Origin of the sequence: Sphingopyxis sp. 113P3, from assembly GCF_001278035.1 — a bacterium.
Lineage (GTDB): Bacteria > Pseudomonadota > Alphaproteobacteria > Sphingomonadales > Sphingomonadaceae > Sphingopyxis.
On sequence record NZ_CP009452.1, the window covers coordinates 3,059,478 to 3,083,584 of the forward strand.

The window sequence follows — 24,107 nt, forward strand, 5'->3', positions numbered from 1 at the left end:
TCTCCGAACATAGCAGCTTAGATGCGGCACCCGAAACCGGGCCGTGGTTGAAGACCGTGATTGAGGGCCAGAAAGGGCGATACTTGCGACATTCCTGCCGTTCGCCGGCGATGGGGCGAACGGCGGATCCTGTTGTCAGGAGAGGACATGGTGTCTGCGCGACCGGCCGAGATAGCGACAGAAGGTGGCCATTGCGGACATGCCACTTTAGCCGTGGGGGGCAGAAAAGCGGCTGTTGAGCAGGCGCCGCGGCCGCTCGTTTCTGACATCAGCACTGCAACCAAGCTCGTCGGATTGCCGGGGTGTTATGACCGATGCGGTCAGATCTAATCTGCGCACACTGCAACACGGCTCATCGTCATTGGCCCCCCGCCAAAACCGGGAGTTGCGCGATTGACCCAGCGCACCTTCTTGCAGTTTTTCTTGCTTTTGCCAGGAGTCGTTCTGGCCCGCTGCTCGGGTGTCTGTCCGCGAGCTTGCTGCTCCGGCCACCGATCAGCGCTGGCCTTACCGTCACGAAGCATGCGACGCCGATATTCCACCTTGTTGCTGGACCATACAGCCTGCCGTTCGGCAAGGGTAAGCGGCCTCGCCCTTGTTTCTGCGGCATCAGACGGACTCGGTGCTTGCGCTGCAGATTGGCCAGCGCAGAGCAACAAAGGTCCGGCTAGAACAGTGATCGCTTTTCTCGTTCTCCGCATACTCCGCCTCCGATTGTCTGTGGGTTGCCCCTTCGAGAAGCTCGGCGGCCTCTCTTGTTCCTCCCGGTTGGGCCCGCGCAAGTCAATCCGCCTCCTGTTTTGAACGCGAGATGGACAGGCTCGGCGGCGATGCTGGCTGGTAGCCGTCACCTGCGCGCAGGATCATAGTTTCACAAGCTCCACCCGCCGGTTCTTCGCCTTGCCATCAGCTGTGTCGTTCTTGGCGTCGATTCCGGACGTAATGAGCGCGGCTCTCACCGCCGCTGCTCTCTCTTCCGAAAGCTTGCGGTTGCGCTCGATCGAGCCCGAATTATCCGTATGGCCGTTGATCGCCAGCTTCAGGCTGCCTTCCTGTTTGAGTAGCGCAGCGATTGCATCGACTTGAGGCTGGGAAGCGGGAAGAATCGCGCTGGCGTTCGTCGCAAAATTGACATGCACCACGGCCTTGCCATGCTTGTCGATCGCATCCTTCAGAGAAGATGCGGGCAACAGCGATGCGCTCTGCTCGAACGCTTTTTCCTGGCCCACAATGTACCAACCCTGGGCGCTGTTGGTGACAAGGTGAACCCAGACGTTTCCGCCATCGCGACGGAGGACGAAGGTCGTGGCCGGGACATTGTAGACGTCCCCCAAGCCGGCCAGAAATCCCATAGTGATTTCCTCGCCCCAGCTCTTGACGGTGTCATAGGGGATCCTTTCTTCGGACAGCTTGACCCCGCCGAGCTGGGTGATCATGCTCTCGAAGTTCTTCTTCACTTCGAACTCCGACATCTCCTTGCCTTCGACGGGGACAAAGGTAGCTCCGAAGAACTTCCCTTCCACCCAGACCGGAGCGCCTTTCACCCAAAAGGGAAAGCGCGCAAAATCCTTGGTGAACGAGTCGCGTCGTTCGCTCGTATAGCCATCCGGCAAGCTGAAATAGGGGAAGTCGCCAAGCGGTGCGTCAGACACTGGAATGCTTTCGATGTCGAAGCCGGTCGTTTTGCCCGCGTCCTGAGCCTCGTCATAGGGAGCAACCTGAGAACCCGCTTCGACAGAGGAGACTTTGTATTCCGATGACGCGCCTTCTGGATTCTGCTTGCAGCCCGCCAATAGAGCCGCTGACAGCATGATTATAGGGTCGAGACTCAATCACAGCCAGAAGGCGACGGCAGCGGCGAGGCTTACGGCGGATAGGAAGTTGCGGGCGAGCTTGTCGTAACGAGTAGCGATGCGGCGGAAGTCCTTGAGGCGGCAGAACATGGCCTCGACCCGCCAGCGGTCCTTGTAGCGGCGTTCGTCATACTGGATCGGGCGCTTGCGGTTGCGCCGTCCGGGGATCACCGGGATCGTGCCCTGCTCTCGTAAGGCGGCCCTGATGCGGTTCGCGTCGTAGCCACGGTCGGCGATCACCCGCTTCATGCCGATAGTTTCACCGATCAGTAGGTCTGCGCCTTTCACATCAGATGTGTTGCCGGGCGTCAGGACGAGGCGCAGTGGTCTTCCGAGAACATCGACAAGCGCGTGGATCTTCGTTGTCCTGCCTCCACGCGAGATGCCAATGGCATTGGCCCGCGCCCCCCTTTTGCGCCACCGGCAGAGCGGTGAGCCTTGATGTAGCTGCTGTCGATCTGGCCGGTCTCCGCGATCCAGCCTTGCTCGGTCAGCGCCGCCAGGATGCGCGTCCAGATGCCGCGGCGGCTCCACCGGTTCCAGCGATTGTAGACCGTCGTCGAAGGGCCGTATTCGGACGGGCAGTCCGCCCAGCGGCCACCACACTTGAGCATGTGGATGATGCCCGAGATCACCCTGCGATCATCGACCCGCCGCGCTCCGGGCTGGTTCTTCGGCAGGTGGGGCTCGATCGCCCGCCATGCTTCATCCGACAGCCAGAACAACGAACGCGACATCTCCAACAGCCTCCTGCTTCAGTGGAGACTCCCTGAATCAATGTACACGCCGATTTTCAAGAGGCTGATTGAGTTTGGACCCTAGTCATCTTCGAGCGCATCATTTTCCTTCCTTGTTGACAGGGAGCCATCATCTCATCGGGGACATGGCGTCCCAGCTGTCGCCATGGGCAGAAAAGCCGTAAGCCATTGGACGGTAGTGGGTCAAAGCCATAGCTGGTGTAGAGAACCAATCGTCTCGCAACCCACTCAGGTCGCCGCAAACGGGCACGTCGAGCATGACAGAACCGGAGACCGAGAATGGTGTCCGCAATTAGACGACCTTTGTGTCAGGGCTGGACAGTTCGAGAATGGCGCGCCCAAGATGATGAAGATGAGAACTGGGCGATCGCGGTGGCGAAGGCTGGCTAAGGCCCGCGCCGAATGGGTCCGCTTACCGATGGCAAAGCCTATCAGCCTTCGAATATCTCACGAATCGCGCTGGGTATTTGCGAGGTCGGGCAGTGGGTATATCGGGTGATGGAACTGCCCATGCTGTCGTTCGATGTCGCGGTAAAGCTGGTGCGGCTGTTGACGATAATGTCCGTCCTGGAAGGAACCTCGATCGGTTCGCCATTGCCATATGACGCCCGTCCATGCAGGCGATAGCGGTTGCCGCCCAAAGCCTCGTATCGCTTCACCGCGAGTTCACCGAGGTAATCGATTTTCTCGTCAAGATGCTCGAACGGTATATCGTCGGGGAGGCCGTCGGGATCGGCTTGGCGGATCGCCTGCGCGCAACTCATGTCTATCGCCCAATAGCCCTTCTCGATGGGCAGGGAAGTGACTGTACCCGGCGTCTGCGCGCTTGCGCTGGCCTGCGGCGCGGCACCGCTGGCCAGTTGCGGACGGAACTGCCGTACTGTCGCCTGCATCTGTGATGAAAGCTGCGGCAAGGCGCATTTCCGGTATGTCGTGTCGTCATATTCCATTTGCCGCGCGCTCATACTCCCCTCGCGCATGACAAATTCCCCCTCACGGGTCGGCTTGACGCCCCTGGCTTCAATTGGGAATCCGGCGTTCGACACAATATCGTCGGTCAACCAGATGCGCGTGAAGCCTGTCAGATCAGCCTCATATTCCTTGCTGCCGCGAGCTGCCGTGCCGGTCCGACGAATGGTGTGCATTTCGACCGAGGCATCGCGCGGGCTGTTCATATTGTTGCCAGGCAGCGCCTGCTGGATGTAGCCAATGCTTCTTCCGTCATAGAAGAACAATTCGGTGGCTGCCGAACAACTCCGTGAATAATCGGCGATGTAGAGTCCTTGCGCAATCGGCAAGGCCGTCTGCGAGGCAGCGGCGGGCGCAGTTTGCGCCGGCTGCGCTAAGGCAACCGCGTTCATCGCGTCGCCTTTCGCCGGAGTGGTGGCATTCGCGCTATCGCCCGTCGCGGACTGCGAGCCGCACCCGGTCGCTGCGACAGCTCCAAGAGCAAGGGTGGCGGCGCCGCGCATGATGCAGGATACGGTAGGCATGCTCGATTTCCTCTCTTTGATTGAAATTCAGGCGTTGGCTTCAGCGGCTTGCCTCGCACGGGTCAGAGCATCAGAAAGGTCTTGAATCAGGGCGCTTGCCGTTTGCTCCGTCAGACCGCTCATCAAGACGATGGGCCTGCTGTCAGAACGCAGGCGAAGGCTGGCCTGATAACCGACATGCGCCTGCGCATTCTCGGTGTTGTCGCGCAGACTCGCGCCTATCGCGCCCCCTGCAGTGGTTATGCGCTCGTAGCGGACCGTCCCCGGCCCGGCGCTCTGATGGGTGACAGAAAATTCGACGATGTCAGCCGCGCCGTAAGTGTGGCTATCGACCGTCACGCCTGTCGCATCGACACGAATATTCTTGGGCTGGCGGCTTGCATTTTCGGCCAGCCACAGACGTTTGCGCTTACGGCCCTGCAAGACGGCGATCACGCCAATGATGACGAATGGGAATCCGATCAGGATGATCATCATCGGCAGGCCGAAGACGATCAGGATAACCCCACCCCAGAACAGCAAATTGGGGACGGCCTCCCCCGGATAAGGCGCAGGCGTGACGTGGAATATCGTGTCACGGCTTTCATCGCGTCGGTGGTAGAATGAACTCATAATTTATCTCCCCTTTCGGCGTTCAGCCCTTGGGGCGAGGAAAGTGCCGATCCGGTAATCAATTGCGGGTTATCGCGGCGACGCCGCGCAAGTCTTGATGGCGTTCTCAAGAATTTCTAAAGCCGTGACTGGGGGGAACGCATGCACGGGCACACTTCATCTTCGCGGCGGCGCAGGCGATTGTGGCAATTCGCGGGTGCCGAGTTCGACGAGGCGAGCTGGGCGCTGCGCGTCGAGGGGCAGGCGGTGGCGCTCGAAGGCAAGCCGCTTGAAGTGCTGCACGAACTGCTGTTGCGTGCGGGCGAGGTCGTCACCAAGGACGAACTGCTCGATGCGGTCTGGCCGGGCGTGGCCGTGGTCGAAGGTTCGCTGCCCACGGCCATTTCCAAGCTGCGCAAGGCGCTGGGCGAACGGCAGGACAATATCATCGAGACCGTGCCGCGCGTGGGCTACCGCCTGACCTGCTCGGTCAGGATCAAAAGCATCGAATCGCCGCTCGCGCCCCGCTTTACCTTCGCGGCGGGCGACGCCGTGCCGGGACGCAAGCAATGGCGGCTTGCGGCACCGCTTGGCGATACGGGTGCCGAGGATGTCTGGCTCGCCAGCCACGACAAGACGGGCGAACGCCGCGTGTTCAAGTTCGCCGATGCGCCCGACAAGCTGCGCGCGCTCAAGCGCGAAGCCGCGCTCGCGCGCGTCGTCTTCGCGGGACTCGGGAAAGGCGCGCCATTGCCCGCGCTGCTGGAATGGAATTTCGACGCCTCACCTTATTTCCTCGAATATGCCTATGGCGGGCGTGACCTGATCGCATGGGCGAATGATGCGGGCGGGTTTGCGGCAATTGCGCTCGAAGAGCGGCTGACTATCGCCGCGCGGATCGCGCGGGCGGTCGCGGATGTTCACGGGCTTGGCGTGCTGCACAAGGATTTGAAGCCCGCCAATATCCTGATCGGTGACTACGAGGATGACCGCGCTGTCAAGCTGGCGGATTTCGGCAGCGGGCGGCTGCTCGATGACACGGCGCTCGACAGCTTCCAGATCACCAATCCCGGCTCGCTCGATGCCGACCTTGGCAAAGACGAGCCGCGTTCGGGCACGCTCGCCTATCGCGCGCCCGAACTGACCGGCGACGCGATGCCGACGGTCAAGAGCGATATCTATGCGCTCGGGCTCATTCTCTACCAGTTGGCGGTGGGGGATTTCGGCAAGGCGCTTGCGCCCGGCTGGGAAGACAATATCGCCGACCCGCTGTTGCGCGACGACATCCGGCAAGCCGCCGAGGGCGATCCGCTGCGCAGGCTGGCAAGCGCAAGCGAACTGGCCGAACGTATCGAACGGCTTGACCAGCGGCGGCAGGACGCCGCCGAGGAAGCCAGGCGCGCTGCCTTCCTCGCCGAACAACAGCGGCTCGAAGAACGCCGCGCCGTGCGCCGCCCGTGGGTGCGCGCCGCTATGGCGAGCCTCGCGGTCGGGTTGCTCGCGACCTCGACTCTTGCGGGCGTGGCGCTCTATCAGCGCAACGAGGCGGTAAAGGCGGGGCAGCTTTCGCAAGCGAGCTACCGCTTTCTTGCCGAAGATGTGCTGGCGAGTGTCGATCCGGCGCGCGCCGGCGCCGCCGAAGAAACGCTGGTGCAGGCGATCACCCGCTCGGGCGGGACGATTGCGCAGCGGTTCCGCGACCGGCCCGAAGTCGCGGCCTATCTCTATGCAACGCTGGCGCGGGCATTCGACCTTCGGTCGGATTTCGCCAACGCCTTCCGCTACTATGCCGCCGCCGACGCCAGCTATCGGCAGGCTGGGCTTGGCGACAGCGCAGAGGCCGTCAACGCGCGGCTGCAACACGCAGGCGCGCTCGCGCTTTCAACCCAAGCGGGCAGCCTTGATCGCGCGCGCGCCCTCGTCTCGGCGGCGCAACAGACCATCGCAGCGCGAGGCATAGATGCGCCTGAAACGTCGGTCTGGCTCAATTCCGCGCTCGGAATGATCGCGCTGGCGGGAGAGGATGTGCCCGCCTCGCAGGGGCATTACGCGCGCGCCTATCAGGCGGCGCGGCGACTCCCCGACACATTCTCCGAGCGCCAGATCGTGAATTTCGGGCAACGCCATGCCTTCAGCCTGCTGCGGCTTGGCGAGGGACCGGAAGCCGAACGCGCGTTCCGTCCGCTGGTGAACAGGATGACCCGCCTTGCCGGGGCCGATCATCCCGACACGCTGTTGCTGCGTTTGAACCTCGCGCAATCCTTGCTCGTGCAGCAACGCTATGGCGAGGTCATCACCGCGCTCGATGCCCTGCTTCCGGTGATGGAACAGCGGCTCGGACGCGATCATCGCCATACGCTCCTGTTGCTGTCGGCCCGTCAGCAGGCGCTCGGCTCGGCAGGCCGCTATTCCGATGCGGCGGCGGATGGCGAGCGCGTCTGGCGCGCCGCCTCACAAAAGGACGGTCCATCATCCTTCGCGGCGGTCGCGGGCCGCGCTGATACAGGCATATCGCAATGCCGCGCGGGACAGCTTGCGGCAGGCTCCGCCAATATCAGCGCGGCGCTGGCCGCGCTGCGGCAGGATATGGCGGGTCGTGGCGCGATGGAAGATGCGGTTGAGGCGGCCCTCGCGGACTGTTTCATCCAGATGCGGCGCTTCGATGACGCGGAATCTCTGCTGCGCGGCGTTGACCGCGAGAAGGTCGCGCAACTGATCGGCGACCAGAACTTTAGCGCCCTGGTCGATCTCGCGCTAGCAGAAATCGCGCTCGGACGAGGAAACCGGAACCGTGCACGAACGCTGTTTGATGCTGCCAACGGGCCATTGAAAACTACCCAAGACCTGTTCGTGAAGAATCGAGTGGTCGCCCTGCAAAGGTCTCTGCATTAGGACTGACCCCTCCCCGCCGCCGATCTGAAACCGATCGCGAGATACGCCGGCTCGCTGAAAGCCAGTACAGAAGTTCTCTCTTTTGTTCGGGAATGCCTCGCCATGAATGGGGGTTTTCCGCGCTTCCGGCGGTATGGTGCACCAAAGATGATGAAGATGAGAACTGGGTGATCGTCGTGTAGCACGGGAGGTCTAACGACAACGACAGCCTCGCGCCCAAATTCAGCCGTTTCGGAGGTGACTTATGCGATCTCAAGAGCAACCGTTCTGCGTCATGCAGCAGCGGCGCGTCAGTAGTTCGATACTAGGCCGTGGACTCATAAGCGTTGATCCAGAGGCGTGCTGAGAAGAGCTTGATGGCGGCGAGGAAGTTGTCGGCTCGCTTGTCGTATCGGGTGGCCAAGCCTCTGGCGTGTTTGAGTTTTCCGAAGAAGCGTTCGATCAGGTTGCGATATCGGTAGAGGAAGGTGCTGAACACAAAGCCCTGCCTGCGATTGCGCTTGGCGGGAATGTTGGCGAAGCCGCCTTGTGCTGTGATCCGCGCGCGGATGGCGTCGCTGTCATAGGCCTTGTCGGCGAGGAAGGTGCTGCCTTCCGGCACGGCGCCGAGCAGCGGATCAGCTTGTTTGCAATCGCTCGCCTGTCCTTCGGACAAGTGCAGCTGGATCGGCAGGCCTCGTCCATCAACCAGTGCGTGGATCTTGGTCGTCAAACCGCCGCGGGAACGTCCCATGCAGCGATTTGGGTCCCCCTTTTTAAGGTCGCACCGTGCTGGTGGACCCGGATGGAGGAACTGTCGATCATCACCAACTCGCCGTCGAAGGCATGGGAAACTGCCGTCAGCAGCCGATCCCACACACCGGCTTTGCGCCAGCGCACGAAGCGATTGTAGCAGGTGGTGTGTGGACCATAGCGTTCCGGAATATCCGCCCAGGGGCTGCCTGTGCGGAACCGCCACAATATCCCGTTGATCACCCGGCGATCATCCACACGTGGCACGCCCCGCGGCTTGTTCGGAAGCAGCGGCTCGATCACAGACCATTCGAAATCTGTCAGCTCAAAACGGCGACGCATCTCCAAGACTCCTTTCCCGAGCCTTGAATCAATCACTGCCGCCTCGCGCAACTCAGTTTATGAGTTTACCGCCTAGGCGATCATGTCGCCTGTCAGGTGCCGTAATTTGTCGGGGTTCCGAACGATGTAGACTGCCGTAATCTTGCCGTCCCGTATATCGAGTGCGGTCGTCTGCACGAGGTCGCGATCGACGCTGATGTAGCCGGGCAGACCGTCGATCTCCACGGTGCGCAGCAGTTGAGCGGTTGGTGCATTCTTCCGCCGCAGTCCAGCGAACAGGCGCAGCGCGCGATCAAGGCCGCGAATGACGTTGCGAAAGGCCAGGACCTTGCCGCCCCCGTCCGAGTGAATTTCGACATCTTGGGCAAGCAGCGAGGCAAGGGAGGCAGTGTCGCCGTCGCGAGCGGCAACGAAGAACGCTTGCGTAATCCGGTTTGCCTCAGCCGCTTCGACGCTGAAGCGTGGTCGTGCCGCCTGCACATGCTTGCGGGCGCGTGAGGCGAGTTGGCGCACCGCTGCCGGCTCGCGGCCCAGCGTCACGGCAATGTCGCTCAACGCGATGTCAAAAACGTCGTGGAGAAGGAAAGCAGCCCGCTCCAGCGGCGACAGGCGCTCCATCGCGAGCATCAGTGTGACCGTGATATCATCAGCGATCGGTTCATCGGGATCGACCGAGTCCATCAGCGGGTCGGGCAACCACGGGCCGACATAGGTTTCGCGTCGTGCGCGTGCAGATTTGAGGCGGTCGAGGCATAGGCGCGTAACGATCCGCGTCAGATAGGCCTCCGGTGAGTCGATGCCTGCCTCGACTTTTTCCCATCTAAACCAAGCATCCTGCACGACATCTTCGGCCTCGCTGAATGAGCCGAGCATTCGATAGCCCAGGCGGACGAGGCGCTTACGCTCACGCTGGAAATCAGCCAAGCGCTGTCTTTGTTCGATCGTTTGCCCAGCCGCTTGCTCTCGCTCCATCCTCGTCATCTTGCGTCACCTCCTTAGCTCCTCAGTTCTGACGAGCCAGCCGGGCCCAGTGTGACATGATCGCGGGCAGATCCAAAAATTGTTCCTGCATGTCACATCAGCGCGATCAGTCTCGTCAGAGCAAGCGAGCGTCGATTGGACGCCGCTGCAAAGGAATGACGACATGAATGAGATCAAGCGACTGGTTTGGCATGAAGTGGCGCCGAAGGGTGCGCAGGCCCTTTTCGGCGTGCATCATTACATCATCACCGGCACCAATCTGCCGGAAGAGATGATCCACCTCGTGTTCCTGCGGGTGTCACAGATCAACGGGTGTGCTCATTGCATCGACCTGCATACCCGCGACCTGCTCAAGACGATGCCGCTCGACAAGGTCGTACTTCTACCGGTCTGGGCCGAAGTGCCCCATTTGTTCGGACCGCAATATTGCGCTGCTCTTGCCTGGGCAGAAGAGGTGACACGGGTCGGTGAAACCCATGCTTCGGACGATGCCTATACCGCCGCAGCGACCGCGTTCGAGCCGCGCGATCTGGTCGATCTGACGATCGCGATTGCGGCGATGAATGCCTTCAATCGGCTCGGTGCGCCATTCCGCTTGCCAGTGAAAGCCAAGCCCTGACACCCTCAAACTTATTGGATCGACAGACTATCACCGAACGACTGGATCATATGCACCAAGTGCCGGCGCTGACGCAGAAGCTGCGGGGTCGGACCTTCTCTGCCATCCCCACTGGATTGCGGGACGGACAAAGCTACCAGCTAAAGTTCTCACTTTTGTTCGAGCACGGCCTCAGCAGGAAATGCTAGATTTCCGGGCTTTTTCCGGTGTGGCGCGCCCGGCAGGATTCGAACCTGCGGCCACCCGCTTAGAAGGCGGGTGCTCTATCCAGCTGAGCTACGGGCGCGCGGCACGGCTGTGCGGTTGCGGCGAATAGCGCGGTTTGCGCTGACCGCAAAGCACGTTAAGCAGCGTAGCGATGAGAGACCCCGAGCCGACCCAGTCCTCCCCAGCCCCCGTCAGCGCAGGGCAGATACGTCATTTTCGCTATTACGATCTCGTGATGGCGGCTTTCGTCGCCATCCTTCTGCTTAGCAACATCATCGGGGCGTCGAAGCTGTCGACTGTGGGCAGCGTTACCTTTGGCGCGGGAATCCTGTTTTTTCCACTGAGCTACGTGATCGGCGACGTGCTGACCGAGGTCTATGGCTATGCGCGGGCACGGCGGGTGATCTGGACCGGCTTTGCCGCGATGATCTTCATGGCTGTCATGAGCTGGGTCGTCGTTGCGATGCCCGCCGACCGCGACTGGGGCTGCGCAGGCGCGGACCTTCTTTTGCTGAAGACGGCCGGCGAGGGAACAGGACCCATCTGCCAGGCGACCTATGAAAGCGTGTTCGGCAGCACCTGGCGCATCGTCGTTGCGTCGATCACGGCCTTCTGGGCGGGCGAGTTCGTCAACAGTTACGTTTTGGCGCGCATGAAGCTTTGGACCCGAGGCAAGCACCTCTGGTCGCGAACGATCGGATCGACCATCTTCGGTCAGGCGTTCGACAGCCTCCTCTTCTACCCCATCGCCTTCCTGGGCATCTGGCCGACGCATCTTGTCGTGACCGTGATGATCACCAACTGGCTGATGAAAGTGGGATGGGAAGTGGTTCTCACGCCCGTCACCTATGCCGTGGTGGGCTTGCTCAAGCGGCGCGAAGGCGTCGACGTGTACGACGAGGGAACCGACTTCAATCCCTTTGGCGCCAAGGTTTGACCTCCATGACCCTGATTGAACTTGCCTCGCTCTTCGAGGAGCGCAAAAGCTGGATCGTGACAGCAAGCGCGCTCGATAAGGATGCCTTGCATATCTATTTCGGCATGGCGCTGTTTGTGGTTGTCCGGCTGATCTGGCGCTGGCGCGGCGGCTGGCTCGTTGCCTGGCTGGCGGTGCTCGCGATGGCGTGCGGCGGCGAATGGCTCGACATCACGGCTGAGCGAAGCCATGCTGTCGTTCGTCCTGATCCTGAGCATTGGCACGACATCTGGAACACGATGTTCTGGCCGACGGTCCTGCTCCTGATCGGCCGGTGGCTGCAGCCTGCCGCAACGCAGACCTGCAAAACCGAGGCGCCTATAGCGGTTTCAGACGAGAGCGCCGAGCGCAGCCTCGAACAGGCGTAGCCCGTCGGTACCGCCGTGCGCGGCATCGATCGCGCGCTCGGGGTGCGGCATCATGCCAAGAACATTGCCTTCATCGTTCAGAACGCCCGCAATGTCACGCGCCGAGCCATTGACCGGAGCGGCATAGCGAAACGCCACGCGCCCCTCGCCCTCGATCCGGTCGAGCGTCGCGGCGTCGGCGAAATAATTGCCATCATGGTGCGCAACCGGAATGTCGATCGCCTCGCCCGCGCTGTAGCCGGCGGTAAACAGCGACTGGCTGTTCTCGACAGTGAGCGGCACAGTGCGGCACACAAAATTGAGCCCCGCGTTGCGCATCAATGCACCGGGAAGCAGCCCCGCCTCGGTCAGCACCTGGAAGCCGTTGCAAACCCCGAGCACCGGCACGCCCCGCGCTGCGGCGTCGGCAACGCTCCGCAGGATCGGCGAGCGAGCGGCCATTGCCCCCGAGCGAAGATAATCGCCGTAGGAGAAGCCCCCCGGCAGAGCGATGAAGTCGGTGCCGTCCGGAAGCGCGGTTTCGCGGTGCCAGACCATGGCCGGCGCGCGACCGGTGACACGCTCGAGTGCGACCGCCATGTCGCGGTCGCAGTTGGAACCGGGAAAGACGATGACGGCGGTCTTCATGGCGTGTCTCCCTGGCCGCTCAGGCCCGCTCGATCCGGTAATTCTCGATCACGGTATTGGCCAGCAGCTTCGCGCACATGGCGTCGAGATCGGCATCGCTGACCCCGTCGGCGACCTCGAGTTCGATGAAGCGGCCGGCGCGCACGTCGCTGACGCCGCTGAAGCCCAATCCCTCCAGCGCATGATGGATCGCCTTGCCCTGCGGGTCGAGAACCCCCGGTTTGAGCGTCACGTAGACCTGGACTTTCATGAAGCAAACCTTTGCGAGAGGGCGCGGGGACGATGGGCGCGCCTATGCCCGCGAATCACTCCGCGGGCAAGGGCGAGGCCCGCGAAAATATCCTTTTCCCGGATTGCGAACCACTCGCATCTTTCTTGTTGCGAATCGGTCGCACTATCCCTAGACGGAAGTTGTTGAGAAGGATTCGCATATGGTCGTCTGTGTCTGCAACGCAATAAGAGAAAGCGATTTGCGCGACGTCGCGAAGAACGGCCAATTGCGGAGCGCCAAGGCCGCCTATGCGCAACTGGGTCGCAAACCCAAATGCGGCCAATGCCTGTCATTCGCTCGCAATATCATCAGCGACGTTGCCGCGACGGCCTGATTTTCCTCGAAATTCAGCCATATTCATCCTTGGCCTCCTTGGGTCGGGGCGGGTATAATGCCGCCTCCCACCCAAGACACAGAACAGGACAAGGCAATGAAGGGCGACGAAAAGGTCATCGATTTCCTCAACCAAGCGCTGAAGAATGAACTGACCGCGATCAACCAATATTGGCTTCATTACCGGATGCTCGACAATTGGGGCATCAAACGGTTGGCCGAGTTCGAGCGACACGAGTCGATCGACGAGATGAAGCACGCCGACCAGCTTGCCGACCGCATCCTGTTTCTTGGCGGACTGCCCAATTTCCAGATGCTCGGCCGGCTGCGCGTCGGCGAGACGGTCGAGGAGATTCTGAAAGCGGACCTGGCGCTTGAGGAAGAGGCCATTCCCCTGCTCAAGGACGCAATTGCCCATGCGGAAAGCGTTCGCGATTATGTCAGCCGCGAGCTCTTCGCCCACATCCTCGAAAGCGAGGAGGAGCATGTCGACGAACTGGAAAAACAGTTCGACATGATCGAGCGCATGGGCATCGAAAACTATATCCAGCTCCAGTCGAAGCCCGCCAGCGACGATTGATTTCAAGCGAAAGAGCGACAATTTTCGGCTCATAAGAGAGGCGCTGCACGGTGCCTCTCTTTTTCGCTTGTATTTGCTACTAAGTCGCAATAGCATTTCCTTGCAGTCCCCTCCTGCCGGCTGCTGCGCCCGCGCGGCGGCCGGCATCTTTTTAGGAACCCGCTGGGAACGGCCGATCGCGGGCCCATATTTTTCGGGAGCACCGATGACTGGTGGCACAATCGTGCAACGATTGATCGAACAACCGCTGGTCCGCGACCTTGAGGCCCGGGCCGCGCAGGCGGTTCTGGCGCTGCGCCATTGTATCGCCTGTCGCCGCACGGGGCGCGACCCCCAGCCCGAGCTCGAGCGGCGCTGGGAGGCTGAGGCTGCGGCGCGGCGTTTCCAGCTGGCGCTCGTAGCGATCGGCGACGTCTGGCCCGACCCCTTCGCTGTCGCCCCGCCCTGCTGCCCGCGTCTCACCTACGACGAGGCTCTGCTTGGAGCGATGCTCGGGGCGGTAAGCCAGGGTGACCGCGCGCTCTTCGATCGGCTCACCGCCGAAATGTTGAGCGAGGATGCGCGTGGTCTGCTCTTCGCAGCGCTCGACAATTTCCTGAGCGCGCAAAGAGCTGGGCGCGCTTAGGCCGCGGCACACCCCTCATTCCCGCGGCCAGGCATGGGGCTGGCGTCTGCCGCCTGTTGCAGCCTATCTCCGCTGCGCAGCGGCGGCGTTCGCCGCCGCTGCCGCGTGCACCAGCGCCTTGAACGCCGCTTCGTCGATCCGGTCGCCTTCCCGCAGATCAATCGCCCGGCGCGTGCCGCCATCGAGGCTTGCGTTGAACAGCCCGTGGGGATCATCGAGCGACGCTCCGCGCGCGAAGGTCAGCTTGACCTTGTCCCTGTATGTTTCGCCGGTGCACAAAATGCCGTGATGCTCCCATACGGGGACGCCCTGGGGGTTCGACGGCTTGCGCCATTTGACGGTCTCGATCACCTCGGGCACGGCCTCTTTGATCAGCTCCCGCATCCTGGCAAGCATGTCGCCACGCCAGCCATCCAGCGCGGCGATCTTTTCGTCGATAAGCCGAACTGCATCCTCGATTTCGCTCATCTTTCTTCCTTATTTTCCGGGGATCCAGCCAGGAATCGCCGCCGCCTGCTTCAGCCAGCTTTTCACCTGCGCCTCGTCGATTTCTTCATCCTCGTGGATATGGAAATAGCGTGCATCGGGGTCCTTCGACCCGACGGGCGGTGGCGGACGGAGCTTTGCGCCCTTGAAGAAGGTGACCTTGATATAGCGCGTGAAGCAATGGAAGCTCACAAACCAGCCCTTCCCTTCCACGCCGTAGAAGGGCGAGTTCCACCGCACCGCTTTTTTCACGTCCGGTACGGTCTTGTCGATCAGCGCGTCGAGCCTTTTTCCGGCCGCGTGCTTCCAGCCGGGCATCGCCGCGATATAGGCCTCGACCGGCGCATCGCCGTCGCCCTTCGGGATTTGCGGGTTGCCCCCGAGAGCAGCTTTGGAGCCTTGTCCGCCATGCTATCGCTCCGTTCGCGGCGAGCGCGCCGCATAGGGACGGATGAACATCCACATCCCGGTGAGCATCATCAGCGCGAGCGGCGCCAAAGGGAGATAATAAATCCATGGCCCAGGTTCGCCCTCGAGGCCCGGTGCGACGAAAATGCCCGCAACCGGCGCGGCGAAGAGAATAGAGAGCCAGCGATGTATCTGGCGGACTGCCTTGTTCCAGTTCAACTGTCCCTCTCCTGCAGGGGCCATGCCCCCGGACCCGCATGGTCTCATCGCCGAGCGCGGCTAGCCTATGGGCATATGGGACCCCTCGCCATGATAGGCGGTTTTCCCGTCAGGCTGGAACCCCATATCTTTGTGCGCGAGAGCGAGCCTCGCGCGATCGCTTTGGGTCAGCCGGCATCATAAGCGTTGCGCCCGCGCTGCACCGCCATGCTGTGCGTCCCCGCGAGCGCCAGCGAGCGCTCTCGCACCGTGCTCAATAGATGCCATGTTGCGGTCAAAGTCTCGGGCGTGAGCCGGATGCTGGTGTAGCCGCGCCGCTCGGTGTTGGCCCAGCGGAGCTGCGGTGACGAGCGGCGGAGCGCGGCGACGCGATCGGCATCACTCACCCCTTTCACAGCCGCCTCGATCCCCGGCGAGGAGATGCTGTGTCCGCCCACCTCGATTCCGGCGGGACGGTCGTCGTGCGGCAGGTCGAACGCCCAACCATTATGGCTGTCGCCCGCGAGCGAGACGAAATTTGCCCCCGCCTGCTGCGCCGCGCCCAGCAGCCGGGCGCGCGCCGCGGGGTAGCCGTCCCAGGCGTCGAAATTAAAGGGCAGGCCTGCCGCCGTGCCCAGTTGCGCGGCCTTGATCCGCTCGACGACATAGTCTGGCGCGTCCGCACCGAACCAGTTTGCCGATTCGGGCGGACTGAAAATGGTGCCCATCAGCACTTGCTGCGCGCAGACCTGCCAATATTTGCCGGCCCGGACCGAAGCGCGGATCCCATCGGTCAGCCATTTTTCCTGCTGCACGCCCAGCATCTGACGCGCGGCATCGCGGTATTGCGTGTCGCCAAACTCGCGCAGGGCCGCTGCGGGATCACTTGCATCCCGCCCAATGCGCCCGATGCTGAATGGCTCATCTCGACCGCTGATCCGCGTTTCGGGAAGGAAAATCGTCGCCAGGTCACCGATCTCATAATGTCGCCAGCGGCGTTCGGCGACCGGCATCCATTCGCGATAGGCGCGCTCGGCGGCCGCGACCCGCGCGCTCCATTCCCCTTCATCCGGCTGATGATTTTGTGCGCCATTTCGCCATGTGTCGTTCGCGAACTCATGATCGTCCCACTGCGCGATCATCGGAAACAGCTGGTGGAGCCGCTGAAGATCGTGGTCGGCGCGATACGCAGCGTAGCGCAGGCGGTAGTCGGCGAGCGCGACAAGTTCCTGATCGGGCTGAACCGAACGGCCAGGAACTGCCTCGCGGAGCGCCGGATATTGGCCGACCTTATATTCGTAGAGATAATCGCCCGCATGAACGACCAGGTCGATGTCTGCGCGCGCCGCGGCGTGAGCATAGGCGTTGAACCAGCCGAACGGCATATTGGCGCACGAGAAGAGCGCGAGATGGAAGGCCGCGGTCGGCCCCGCGGGTAGCGTCCGCGTCCGGCCGGTCGCCGAACGCGTGCCGTCGGGCGCGATGAAGCGATAGTAATACCAGCGGCCCGGCTGCAGCCCGTCGACAATGATCTTCGCGACATGATCGCGCTCGCCCGTCGCGGCGACCTCTCCGCCCCCCGCAATGCACGAAAAGTCCGGGGTTTCCGATATCTCGGAGATCAGCCTGGTGTCGGAGGGCGCCGCATAACGCGTCCAGAGCAGCACCGAATTGGGACCTGGCTCACCGCTTGCCACGCCATGGGTGAAGCCCTGTGCCATCATCGCGGCGGCCGCACCCGGAAGCGACAGCGCCGCGAGCCCCGCAGCGCCAAGCCCGATCAGCTGGCGCCGGTCCATCTCCGCCCACAGCGCGTGCATCGCATCTCTCCCCTCTGTGCCGGAAGGCCGGCTATCCCATCGCTCCCAGCGCCAGCAACATCGCCACGAACAAGGTTACGGCCACAAGGGCGAAAACCAGAAGCAGCGAGGTGCGCGCAAGCGCCCCGATCCGCGATGAGCGGTAGGCGCCGCGCAGCTGGCGATACATGTGAAAGGGAACGTAGAAGACGGCAAAGGTCGTCACCCAACCCGCCACTGGCGTCATCACGAACAGGCGCACCGCGACAAACAAGAGCAGCATGAAACTGATCGAGTAAGTGACGAAGACGAAATGGTCATATGTGTGAAAGCGCCGGCTGAACGGGTAGAGCAGCCACAGGAAAGGCAAGGACAGCGGGATCAGCGCCCAGGCGAACTTGTAAGCGTTCGCCTGCACCTTGTAGAGCATCAGACCAGGATTGGCCTGCGCCTTGGCGATGCCATGATCGAGGAAGGCAACGCCGGTGCTGATCTCGGCGCGCGCAAAGCGCCCCTCGGCGGTTTCCTTTCCTTCGCCTGGCGTTCCGGCATGGTCGAGAAGGCCAAGATATTCAGCGCTCATCATCAGCGTCTGACGCTGCTCGCCGAGCAGTTTGCGCTGCTCCTCGGTGATATTGTTCTTGGCGAGCTGAGTGTCGATCGCCTCGACTTCATGTTCAAGCCTCGCGCGCGCCGCGCTCGCTTCGGTCTGGCTCGTCACCATCTCCTGAAAGCCCTTACCCGGCGAACCGCTGCCGACGAATGAGAGCACGGCGTAGGTGAGGAAGACAGCAAACAGAAACAGGGAAAGGGGTGAGATGAACCGCGCGCGCTCGCCGTGGATATAGCGGCGCGTGAGATCGCCGGGCCGCCACGCGAGCAACGGCAGCGTATTCCATAGCTTGCCCTCGAAATGGAAGATCGCATGGACGAGATCGTGACCGATCGCGCTGAAGGTGCGGTGCACATCGGCGCGCTGGCCGCAATGGTGGCAATGCGAGCCCGCCAAGGTCGTCCCGCAGTTGAGACAGCGTTGCCCCGCGTGCGCGTGCGCCGCGCTGCCGTGCCGCGGCTCGACCGCGCGGGCTGCCAATCCCGCGGTCACCGCCGCACCAATACCTTCGATATCCCCGCTCATGGCTCCTGCCTAAAGCGCGGCGCCGCGGCACGCAACGGGGCTTTCGTCGCCGCGCCAAAGCGTGATAGGGCAAAGGCCATGACCACCGAGACGCTGATCCATCCACCGGTTTCCGACGCCGACGCACTGATCGCCGACATGGGCGCGCGGGCGCGGGCGGCCGCCAAACGCATGGCGGTCGCGCCGACCGACAGGAAGGCAAGCGGCCTGCGCTCAGCCGCTGCCGAACTTCGCGCGCGCGAGGCCGAGATCCTCGCCGCCAATGCCCGCGACATGGCGGCGGGCGAGGCGAACGGGCTGACCTCGGCAATGCTCGACCGTCTGCGGCTCGATGCGGGCCGCCTTGGCGCAATCGCCGACGCAGTCGAAGCCGTCGCCGCCCTGGCCGACCCTGTCGGCGCCGAGATCGACCGCACGACGCGCCCCAACGGCATGGTGCTGAGCCGCGTGCGCGTGCCGCTCGGTGTGATCGGGATCATCTATGAAAGCCGCCCCAACGTCACGGCCGATGCCGCAGCGCTCGGGCTCATGTCGGGCAATGCGGTGATCCTGCGCGGCGGCAGCGAGGCCGTGCATTCGAACCGCGCGATCCACGCAGCCCTCGCTGCCGGACTGGCCGAAGCCGAGCTGCCCGCCGATGCCGTGCAGCTCGTGCCGACGCAGGACCGTGCTGCGGTGGGAGCGCTGCTGCGCGCGCAGGGCCTTGTCGACATCATCATCCCGCGCGGCGGGAAGGGACTGGTCGCGCGCGTGCAGGATGAAGCACGCGTCCCCGTGCTCGCCCACCTCGACGGCATTTGCCATCTTTATATCGACGCCGCCGCCGATCCCGATCGGGCAGTAGCGCTCGCGGTCAACGCCAAGATGCGCCGAACCGGGATTTGCGGTGCGACCGAGACGATCCTGATCGACCGCGCCTATGCCGAGCCGCGCGCCGTCGTTGACGCGCTGATCGGGGCAGGATGCGAGGTTCGCGGCGACCCGACCATCGCGGCACTCAGCCCGCACGTTACACCCGCGAGCGCGAACGACTGGGATTGCGAATATCTCGACGCGATCGTCTCGATCGCGGCTGTCGACGGGGTGGAGGGGGCACTCGCGCATATCGACGCCCATTCGAGCCGACACACCGATGCGATCGTGACCGAAGACCCAGGCGCCGCTGAACGCTTTCTCGCCGAGGTCGACAGCGCCATCGTCATGCACAATGCCTCGACCCAGTTCGCCGACGGCGGAGAATTCGGCTTGGGCGCCGAGATCGGCATTGCCACAGGGCGACTCCACGCACGGGGACCGGTCGCGCTCGAAGGGCTGACGACCTACAAGTGGCTGGTGCGGGGAAGCGGCCAGACCCGGCCTTGAATCGCTTGTCTCGAGAGGACTTTTTTAAGGCGGCCGATCGAGGGTTCGCCATTCATACGTCTTCTGCAGCTTACGACGCCCCTGATTTCTTGCCCGAACAGCCTCGTACCCGCCCGGCGCTCGGCCATGGGCTGCTGCACAAGTCGCGGGTTCGAGGAACGCCGCTTCTCCCGGGCTATCAAGCCGAAGCCGATGGAATGGGGATCGTGCGCGTGCAGCAGGAGCGAAGCGATTGGCGGCCTGCCCCATGATCACGACCGGCCTTCTTGGCGGCAGCTTCAACCCCGCGCATGGTGGGCACCGCGCGATCAGCCTCGACGCCATCGATGCCCTCGATCTTGATGAGCTCTGGTGGCTCGTTTCTCCCGGCAATCCCCTCAAGTCGGCCGCCGGGATGGCGCCCCTCGCGGCGCGGCTTGCCTCGGCGCAGCGCATGGCGCGGCGCTCGCCGATCCGCCCGACCGCTATCGAGGCTGAGCTCGGCACGCGCTACACCATCGACACGCTGAGGGCGCTGATACGCCGCTATCCGAATCGCCGCTTTATCTGGGTCATGGGGGCCGACAATCTGGCCCAGTTGCCCCGGTGGCGCGATTGGCGCGGAATCGCACGCTTGATGCCGATTGCGGTGATCGCCCGCCCGGGCTATAATGGTCGCACCCACGCCGCTGAGGCGATGGGCTGGCTCCGGCGCTTCGTCCGGCCCGCGGACCAGAAAGCTGATTGGACGGACTGGAGACCGCCTGCCCTCGTGTTCCTGCGATTTTCGCCCGACGTGCGATCCGCAACCGCTATACGGCAGGCCAATCCCCGCTGGTTCGAACGCTATGCAGGTCGCCGCTTTCGCGACCCGCTGACCCATTCGCGCCTGCGTGATGGCAAAAGGAAAGGACCCGCTTGATATCCGCCAGAAAGGATGCCGCGCCCGGCGCCGCACCCGCAAACGACAGCGTGGACGCGCTCCACGCGCTGATCCTCCACCAGCTCGAGGAAGATCAGGCCCAGGAAACCATTTCCATCCCGCTCGCCGGCAAGAGCAGCATCGCCGATCATATGGTGATCGCAAGCGGTCGTTCGACGCGCCATGTCTCGGCGATCGCCGACAAGCTCGCGCAGCGAATCAAGCAGGAGGCCGGGCGCAATGTCCGCGTTGAGGGTCTGCCCAATGCGGACTGGGTGCTGATCGACGCCGGCGATGTGATCGTCCACCTGTTCCGGCCCGAGGTGCGCAGCTTCTACAACCTCGAGCGCATGTGGTCGTTCGGCGACGCGCCGCCGGTCGCCGCCGCGAATTGACCTGTTCGCCGCCTAAAGGTTAGGCGGCGGACATGTTGCTGCACATCATCGCGCGCGGGCGCATCGGGCGCGGCCCCGAAGCCGAATTGGTCGCGCGCTACATGAAGCGCGTGAGCTGGGCGCACAAGATATCAGAGCTTCCCGATTCCGGCGGGCGCGTTCCTGCGCCTCAGGACCAAAGCCGCACGGTCCTGCTCGATGAGGGGGGCGAGCAGATGTCCTCGCTCGAATTTGCCAAATTGCTGGAAAGCTGGCGCGACGCAGGCGTGCGCGAGGCGCGCTTCTGCCTGGGCGCCGCTAACGGTTTCACCCCCGAGGAGCGCCAGGGAGCGGACAAGGTCATCGCCTTCGGGCGCGCAACCTGGCCCCATTTGATGGCCCGGGCCATGCTCGCCGAGCAATTGTGGCGCGCGACGAGCATCATTGCGGGCCACCCCTACCACCGCGAGGGACGCCAGTGAGGCGCGCGCTCGGCATGGCCGCTGCGCTCGCTGCAACCCTCTGCGGCGCGCTCGCTCTTGCCCAGAGCGATATCTTCGATCCGGCGGCGATCGCGGCGCGCGAGCGCGCGCAGCTTCTGAGCGCCAAAGAGCAGTCGGCCGAAGCCATGGCGCGCAGCGGCGCGCTCGAAGCCCAGGCGCAAAAGGCGACCAACGCAGCCGATCGGCTCAGGAAGCGCAGCGCAGCGCTCGCCGCGCGGATTCAGGCGGCCGAGGCCGATATCGACGCAGGCGAAGCGCGCGTCGCCCTTGTAAGCCGGCGCCTTGCCGAACAACAGGCCGCGCTCGCCGAGCAGCAGCAACCCCTGCTCGAGCTTGCCGCATCGCTTCAGCACCTCACCCGCCAGCCCCCGGTGACGGTGCTCGCGCAGCCGGGATCGCTCCGCGACATGGTACACGCCCGCGCGGTGCTCGATGCGGTGATGCCGGTGATCCGCAGACGCACGGCCGGAGTGCGCCGCGAGCTAGCAGAGCTTCGCACCGTGCAGCAGCAGCAAGCGATCGCACTGAAGGCGCTTGGCGCGAGCAAGGCCGAACTCGCCGTGCGACGCGATGAGTTGACCCGGCTCGAAAATGAGGGGCGGCTCCGCGCCCGCGATCTGATGAGCAGCGCCCGGCTGGAGGCCGACCGCGCACTCGGACTGGGGGAGAAGGCCCGCGACATCGTCGAGCTGATGGATTCGCTCGAGGCCGATAGCGCAGTACGGGCCGAGCTCGCGCAGCTTGCGGGACCGCTTCCGCGACCGCGCAATCCGGCCAGCGCCGAAATTGCCGCTGCCGCGGTCGCTGCCCCTGCCGCCGAGATGAGCCGCGGCGCTTATCGCCTGCCGGTCGTCGGTCGCATCGTCGAGGGTCTCGGGGAGGTAAACGACAGCGGGGTGCGCTCGCGCGGGATTACCATCGCCGCGCGCCCCGGCGGCCAGGTCGTCGCCCCCGCGCCCGGAAGGGTGAGTTTCGCGGGCGATTATCGCGGTTATGGCAAGATCGTCATCATCGATCATGGCGGAGGCTGGACATCGCTTTTGACGGGGATGATCGCGCTGTCGGTGGGGGTTGGCGACACGCTCGACGCCGGGACACCGGTGGGGCGCGCCGGGTCCGGCGACAGCCGCATCACTGTCGAGCTGCGCCGCGCAGGCCGCCCTGTGGACGTCGCCGCCATGCTCGGGTGACGCCCGGCGCATGCTTGACGCCGCTTCAAATGCATTGGAGGATGGCGCGCCGGGGTTTATAAGGGCGGGAGAGTTCCCGCGAGGACACGAAAGACGCCAATGATCGAACCGACCAAGACCGCCGCTTCACCCCGGCGCCGCTTTGCCCTTTGGCAAGGTGCCGCTGCGCTGAGCACACTCGCACTGGTGCCGCTGGCTACCGGCGCAATGGCGACCGTCGACGCGTCGACCACCGACGAGATTTCCCGCTTCATGGACGTGTTCATGGAGGTGAAGGCCAATTATGTCGAACCGGTCAGCGACGACAAGCTGATCGAAGGCGCTATCAATGGCATGCTTGCCAGCCTCGATCCGCACTCGGGCTATCTGGACGCGCGCGACTATTCGAACCTTCGGACCCAGACCGACGGCGAATATGGCGGGCTCGGCCTCTCGGTGACGATGGAGGATGGGGTCGTCAAGGTGATCGCGCCGACCGCCGACACGCCTGCCGACCGCGCTGGAATCAAGGCCGGCGACTATATCACCCACATCGACAAGCAGCTCATCTTCGGCATGACACTCGATGAGGCCGTCGAAAAGATGCGCGGCCGTCCGGGAACAAAGATTGATATCACCGTGGTTCGCGAAGGCCAGGACAAGCCGATGGAGCTCTCGCTGACGCGCGAGATCATCGACCTCAAACCCGTGAAATGGGAAGTCAAGGACGGGGTCGGTGTGCTGACCATCAGCAGTTTCTCGGCCGATGCCACCACCGATCTCAAGGCGGCGATGATCGCGGTGCAAAAATCGCTTGGCCACACGCCGCGCGGCTGGGTGCTCGACCTCCGGTCGAATCCCGGCGGGCTGCTCGACGAAGCCGTGGGGGTAAGCGACCTCTTCCTCGATCGCGGCGAGATCGTTTCGCAGCGCGGGCGCCGCAAGGGCGATATCGAACGCTATTTTGCCAAGCCCGGTGACCAGGCTGGCGGCGCGCCGGTGATCGTGCTCATCGATGCGGGATCGGCGTCAGCCTCGGAAATCGTTGCCGGGGCGCTTCAGGATCAGCATCGCGCCGTGGTGATGGGCGAGCGCAGCTTCGGCAAGGGATCGGTGCAGACGGTCCTGCCGCTGACCGACACCACCGCGCTCCGTCTGACGACCGCGCGCTACTATACGCCATCGGGCCGGAGCGTGCAGGAAGGCGGCATCGAGCCCGACATTCGCGTACCGCAGCTTTCGGACCCCGATTACAAGAACCGCCCGTCCTTCCGCGAGAGCGACCTGCGCCGTCACCTGATCAACGAGAAAAAGGTCGACAACAGCTTGATCGAAAGCGACGAAAAGCCCGATCCGCGCTTCACCGCGACGGCCGAAGAGCTGAAGGCGAAGGGGATCGAAGATTTCCAGCTCCATTATGCGCTGCAAACGATCGGGCGCGTGGCGCCGGTGCCCCCGCGCATGGCTCAGACTGCAAAGGCCGCCGCCAAGCCGGCGCGCCGCAACTGACGCAGCCGGCGG

25 protein-coding genes, 1 tRNA gene and 1 pseudogene are annotated in these 24,107 nt (G+C 63.5%); 13 read left to right on the top strand and 14 right to left on the bottom strand.

From position 1 onward, the window contains the following. Positions 1 to 863 precede the first annotated feature (863 nt). The 4 genes and pseudogenes from LH20_RS14810 to LH20_RS14830 form a co-directional block, all read right to left on the bottom strand. Entirely contained in the window at positions 864 to 1,811 is a 948-nt protein-coding gene (locus tag LH20_RS14810) for an OmpA family protein (RefSeq protein ID WP_053554889.1), read from the bottom strand. Between the two features lie 21 nt (positions 1,812 to 1,832). Then, a pseudogene (locus LH20_RS23015) lies at positions 1,833 to 2,590 on the bottom strand (IS5 family transposase). A gap of 452 nt (positions 2,591 to 3,042) precedes the next feature. Further along, a complete protein-coding gene (locus LH20_RS14825) occupies positions 3,043 to 3,846 on the bottom strand; it encodes a hypothetical protein (RefSeq protein ID WP_144423587.1) in 804 nt (267 codons plus the stop codon). 285 nt (positions 3,847 to 4,131) lie between these two features. After that, positions 4,132 to 4,626, bottom strand: coding sequence for a hypothetical protein (locus LH20_RS14830; protein ID WP_144423588.1), 495 nt, complete (start codon positions 4,624 to 4,626; stop codon positions 4,132 to 4,134). 231 nt (positions 4,627 to 4,857) lie between these two features. Here LH20_RS14830 and LH20_RS14835 point away from each other — a divergent pair, with 231 nt between their 5' ends. Beyond that, the gene (locus LH20_RS14835; RefSeq protein WP_083455439.1) at positions 4,858 to 7,587 is read left to right on the top strand and encodes a protein kinase domain-containing protein; all 2,730 of its coding nucleotides are present in this window, start codon (positions 4,858 to 4,860) and stop codon (positions 7,585 to 7,587) included. Between the two features lie 304 nt (positions 7,588 to 7,891). Here the strand turns inward: LH20_RS14835 and LH20_RS23020 are convergent. Together LH20_RS23020 and LH20_RS14850 are read right to left on the bottom strand one after the other, a co-directional pair. Then, positions 7,892 to 8,661 (bottom strand): IS5 family transposase gene (locus LH20_RS23020; protein ID WP_144423492.1). Its coding sequence is split into 2 segments (ribosomal slippage): positions 7,892 to 8,346 and positions 8,346 to 8,661, totalling 771 coding nucleotides; the frame shifts between segments, so codons are not numbered across the junction. A gap of 72 nt (positions 8,662 to 8,733) precedes the next feature. Continuing rightward, complete coding sequence (locus tag LH20_RS14850) at positions 8,734 to 9,633, bottom strand: sigma-70 family RNA polymerase sigma factor (protein WP_200905499.1); 900 nt, start codon at positions 9,631 to 9,633, stop codon at positions 8,734 to 8,736. Between the two features lie 172 nt (positions 9,634 to 9,805). On the opposite strand from LH20_RS14850, the gene LH20_RS14855 reads away from it, so the two are divergent. Next, a complete protein-coding gene (locus LH20_RS14855) occupies positions 9,806 to 10,261 on the top strand; it encodes a carboxymuconolactone decarboxylase family protein (RefSeq protein ID WP_200905386.1) in 456 nt (151 codons plus the stop codon). Positions 10,262 to 10,470: 209 nt separating this feature from the next. On the opposite strand, the gene LH20_RS14860 is transcribed toward LH20_RS14855, so the two are convergent. Further along, positions 10,471 to 10,547, bottom strand: a tRNA-Arg gene (locus tag LH20_RS14860). A 72-nt stretch (positions 10,548 to 10,619) separates the two neighbouring features. Between LH20_RS14860 and LH20_RS14865 the strand changes: the two genes are divergently transcribed. Both LH20_RS14865 and LH20_RS14870 read left to right on the top strand, forming a co-directional pair. Further along, the gene (locus LH20_RS14865; protein WP_053554894.1) at positions 10,620 to 11,405 is read left to right on the top strand and encodes a queuosine precursor transporter; all 786 of its coding nucleotides are present in this window, start codon (positions 10,620 to 10,622) and stop codon (positions 11,403 to 11,405) included. Positions 11,406 to 11,410: 5 nt separating this feature from the next. Next, positions 11,411 to 11,812, top strand: a complete 402-nt coding sequence (locus tag LH20_RS14870) for a hypothetical protein (RefSeq protein ID WP_053556303.1) — start codon at positions 11,411 to 11,413, stop codon at positions 11,810 to 11,812. Here LH20_RS14870 and purQ read toward each other — a convergent pair. Further along, complete coding sequence (gene purQ / locus LH20_RS14875; protein ID WP_053554895.1) at positions 11,774 to 12,439, bottom strand: phosphoribosylformylglycinamidine synthase subunit PurQ; 666 nt, start codon at positions 12,437 to 12,439, stop codon at positions 11,774 to 11,776. The genes LH20_RS14870 and purQ overlap by 39 nt on opposite strands. A 19-nt stretch (positions 12,440 to 12,458) precedes the next feature. Then, positions 12,459 to 12,689 (bottom strand): phosphoribosylformylglycinamidine synthase subunit PurS, encoded by a 231-nt coding sequence (gene purS, locus LH20_RS14880; protein ID WP_053554896.1) that lies wholly within the window; start codon positions 12,687 to 12,689, stop codon positions 12,459 to 12,461. A gap of 181 nt (positions 12,690 to 12,870) precedes the next feature. Between purS and LH20_RS14885 the strand changes: the two genes are divergently transcribed. The 3 genes from LH20_RS14885 (at position 12,871) to LH20_RS14895 (ending at position 14,248) form a co-directional block, all read left to right on the top strand. After that, positions 12,871 to 13,044, top strand: a complete 174-nt coding sequence (locus LH20_RS14885) for a (2Fe-2S)-binding protein (RefSeq protein ID WP_053554897.1) — start codon at positions 12,871 to 12,873, stop codon at positions 13,042 to 13,044. A 96-nt stretch (positions 13,045 to 13,140) separates the two neighbouring features. Continuing rightward, positions 13,141 to 13,623: a bacterioferritin gene (gene bfr / locus LH20_RS14890; RefSeq protein WP_053554898.1), complete on the top strand. Its 483-nt coding sequence runs from the start codon at positions 13,141 to 13,143 to the stop codon at positions 13,621 to 13,623. Positions 13,624 to 13,828: 205 nt separating this feature from the next. Beyond that, positions 13,829 to 14,248: a hypothetical protein gene (locus LH20_RS14895; RefSeq protein ID WP_053554899.1), complete on the top strand. Its 420-nt coding sequence runs from the start codon at positions 13,829 to 13,831 to the stop codon at positions 14,246 to 14,248. Between the two features lie 63 nt (positions 14,249 to 14,311). Here LH20_RS14895 and LH20_RS14900 read toward each other — a convergent pair whose 3' ends face one another. From LH20_RS14900 to LH20_RS14920, 5 genes are all read right to left on the bottom strand, one after another. Next, positions 14,312 to 14,716 carry a DUF1801 domain-containing protein gene (locus LH20_RS14900; protein ID WP_053554900.1) on the bottom strand — a complete coding sequence of 135 codons (405 nt, stop codon included), beginning with the start codon at positions 14,714 to 14,716 and terminating at the stop codon, positions 14,312 to 14,314. Between the two features lie 9 nt (positions 14,717 to 14,725). Then, on the bottom strand, positions 14,726 to 15,052 hold the full coding sequence (locus LH20_RS14905; protein ID WP_083455440.1) for a DUF1801 domain-containing protein: 327 nt from the start codon (positions 15,050 to 15,052) through the stop codon (positions 14,726 to 14,728). A 93-nt stretch (positions 15,053 to 15,145) separates the two neighbouring features. After that, positions 15,146 to 15,361: a hypothetical protein gene (locus LH20_RS14910; protein ID WP_053554902.1), complete on the bottom strand. Its 216-nt coding sequence runs from the start codon at positions 15,359 to 15,361 to the stop codon at positions 15,146 to 15,148. Positions 15,362 to 15,528: 167 nt separating this feature from the next. Continuing rightward, positions 15,529 to 17,160 (bottom strand): alkaline phosphatase D family protein, encoded by a 1,632-nt coding sequence (locus tag LH20_RS14915; protein WP_053554903.1) that lies wholly within the window; start codon positions 17,158 to 17,160, stop codon positions 15,529 to 15,531. A 31-nt stretch (positions 17,161 to 17,191) separates the two neighbouring features. Continuing rightward, positions 17,192 to 18,277: a DUF3667 domain-containing protein gene (locus tag LH20_RS14920; RefSeq protein ID WP_053554904.1), complete on the bottom strand. Its 1,086-nt coding sequence runs from the start codon at positions 18,275 to 18,277 to the stop codon at positions 17,192 to 17,194. 78 nt (positions 18,278 to 18,355) lie between these two features. On the opposite strand from LH20_RS14920, the gene LH20_RS14925 reads away from it, so the two are divergent. The 6 genes from LH20_RS14925 (at position 18,356) to LH20_RS14950 (ending at position 24,095) form a co-directional block, all read left to right on the top strand. Continuing rightward, a complete protein-coding gene (locus LH20_RS14925) occupies positions 18,356 to 19,639 on the top strand; it encodes a glutamate-5-semialdehyde dehydrogenase (protein ID WP_053554905.1) in 1,284 nt (427 codons plus the stop codon). A gap of 247 nt (positions 19,640 to 19,886) precedes the next feature. After that, a complete protein-coding gene (locus tag LH20_RS14930; RefSeq protein ID WP_053554906.1) occupies positions 19,887 to 20,540 on the top strand; it encodes a nicotinate-nucleotide adenylyltransferase in 654 nt (217 codons plus the stop codon). Continuing rightward, a complete protein-coding gene (rsfS, locus tag LH20_RS14935) occupies positions 20,537 to 20,935 on the top strand; it encodes a ribosome silencing factor (protein ID WP_053554907.1) in 399 nt (132 codons plus the stop codon). The genes LH20_RS14930 and rsfS overlap by 4 nt, the downstream gene beginning before the upstream one ends. Before the next feature lie 32 nt (positions 20,936 to 20,967). Further along, positions 20,968 to 21,396 (top strand): 23S rRNA (pseudouridine(1915)-N(3))-methyltransferase RlmH, encoded by a 429-nt coding sequence (locus LH20_RS14940; protein ID WP_053554908.1) that lies wholly within the window; start codon positions 20,968 to 20,970, stop codon positions 21,394 to 21,396. Then, on the top strand, positions 21,393 to 22,607 hold the full coding sequence (locus tag LH20_RS14945; protein WP_235526993.1) for a murein hydrolase activator EnvC family protein: 1,215 nt from the start codon (positions 21,393 to 21,395) through the stop codon (positions 22,605 to 22,607). Before LH20_RS14940 ends, LH20_RS14945 begins: the two co-directional genes overlap by 4 nt. 99 nt (positions 22,608 to 22,706) lie before the next feature. Further along, positions 22,707 to 24,095 carry a S41 family peptidase gene (locus LH20_RS14950; RefSeq protein WP_053554910.1) on the top strand — a complete coding sequence of 463 codons (1,389 nt, stop codon included), beginning with the start codon at positions 22,707 to 22,709 and terminating at the stop codon, positions 24,093 to 24,095. Positions 24,096 to 24,107: the final 12 nt, after the last annotated feature.

Excerpts from the sequence above, each read along its gene's own strand:
- LH20_RS14810 (WP_053554889.1), bottom strand. The coding sequence starts at position 1,811 with ATGCTGTCAGCGGCTCTATTGGCGGGCTGCAAGCAGAATCCAGAAGGC.
- LH20_RS14835 (WP_083455439.1), top strand. The coding sequence starts at position 4,858 with ATGCACGGGCACACTTCATCTTCGCGGCGGCGCAGGCGATTGTGGCAA.
- LH20_RS14850 (WP_200905499.1), bottom strand. The coding sequence starts at position 9,633 with ATGGAGCGAGAGCAAGCGGCTGGGCAAACGATCGAACAAAGACAGCGC.
- LH20_RS14855 (WP_200905386.1), top strand. The coding sequence starts at position 9,806 with ATGAATGAGATCAAGCGACTGGTTTGGCATGAAGTGGCGCCGAAGGGT.
- LH20_RS14865 (WP_053554894.1), top strand. The coding sequence starts at position 10,620 with ATGAGAGACCCCGAGCCGACCCAGTCCTCCCCAGCCCCCGTCAGCGCA.
- LH20_RS14870 (WP_053556303.1), top strand. The coding sequence starts at position 11,411 with ATGACCCTGATTGAACTTGCCTCGCTCTTCGAGGAGCGCAAAAGCTGG.
- purQ (WP_053554895.1), bottom strand. The coding sequence starts at position 12,439 with ATGAAGACCGCCGTCATCGTCTTTCCCGGTTCCAACTGCGACCGCGAC.
- purS (WP_053554896.1), bottom strand. The coding sequence starts at position 12,689 with ATGAAAGTCCAGGTCTACGTGACGCTCAAACCGGGGGTTCTCGACCCG.
- LH20_RS14885 (WP_053554897.1), top strand. The coding sequence starts at position 12,871 with ATGGTCGTCTGTGTCTGCAACGCAATAAGAGAAAGCGATTTGCGCGAC.
- bfr (WP_053554898.1), top strand. The coding sequence starts at position 13,141 with ATGAAGGGCGACGAAAAGGTCATCGATTTCCTCAACCAAGCGCTGAAG.
- LH20_RS14895 (WP_053554899.1), top strand. The coding sequence starts at position 13,829 with ATGACTGGTGGCACAATCGTGCAACGATTGATCGAACAACCGCTGGTC.
- LH20_RS14900 (WP_053554900.1), bottom strand. The coding sequence starts at position 14,716 with ATGAGCGAAATCGAGGATGCAGTTCGGCTTATCGACGAAAAGATCGCC.
- LH20_RS14905 (WP_083455440.1), bottom strand. The coding sequence starts at position 15,052 with ATGCCCGGCTGGAAGCACGCGGCCGGAAAAAGGCTCGACGCGCTGATC.
- LH20_RS14915 (WP_053554903.1), bottom strand. The coding sequence starts at position 17,160 with ATGCACGCGCTGTGGGCGGAGATGGACCGGCGCCAGCTGATCGGGCTT.
- LH20_RS14920 (WP_053554904.1), bottom strand. The coding sequence starts at position 18,277 with ATGAGCGGGGATATCGAAGGTATTGGTGCGGCGGTGACCGCGGGATTG.
- LH20_RS14925 (WP_053554905.1), top strand. The coding sequence starts at position 18,356 with ATGACCACCGAGACGCTGATCCATCCACCGGTTTCCGACGCCGACGCA.
- LH20_RS14930 (WP_053554906.1), top strand. The coding sequence starts at position 19,887 with ATGATCACGACCGGCCTTCTTGGCGGCAGCTTCAACCCCGCGCATGGT.
- LH20_RS14940 (WP_053554908.1), top strand. The coding sequence starts at position 20,968 with ATGTTGCTGCACATCATCGCGCGCGGGCGCATCGGGCGCGGCCCCGAA.
- LH20_RS14950 (WP_053554910.1), top strand. The coding sequence starts at position 22,707 with ATGATCGAACCGACCAAGACCGCCGCTTCACCCCGGCGCCGCTTTGCC.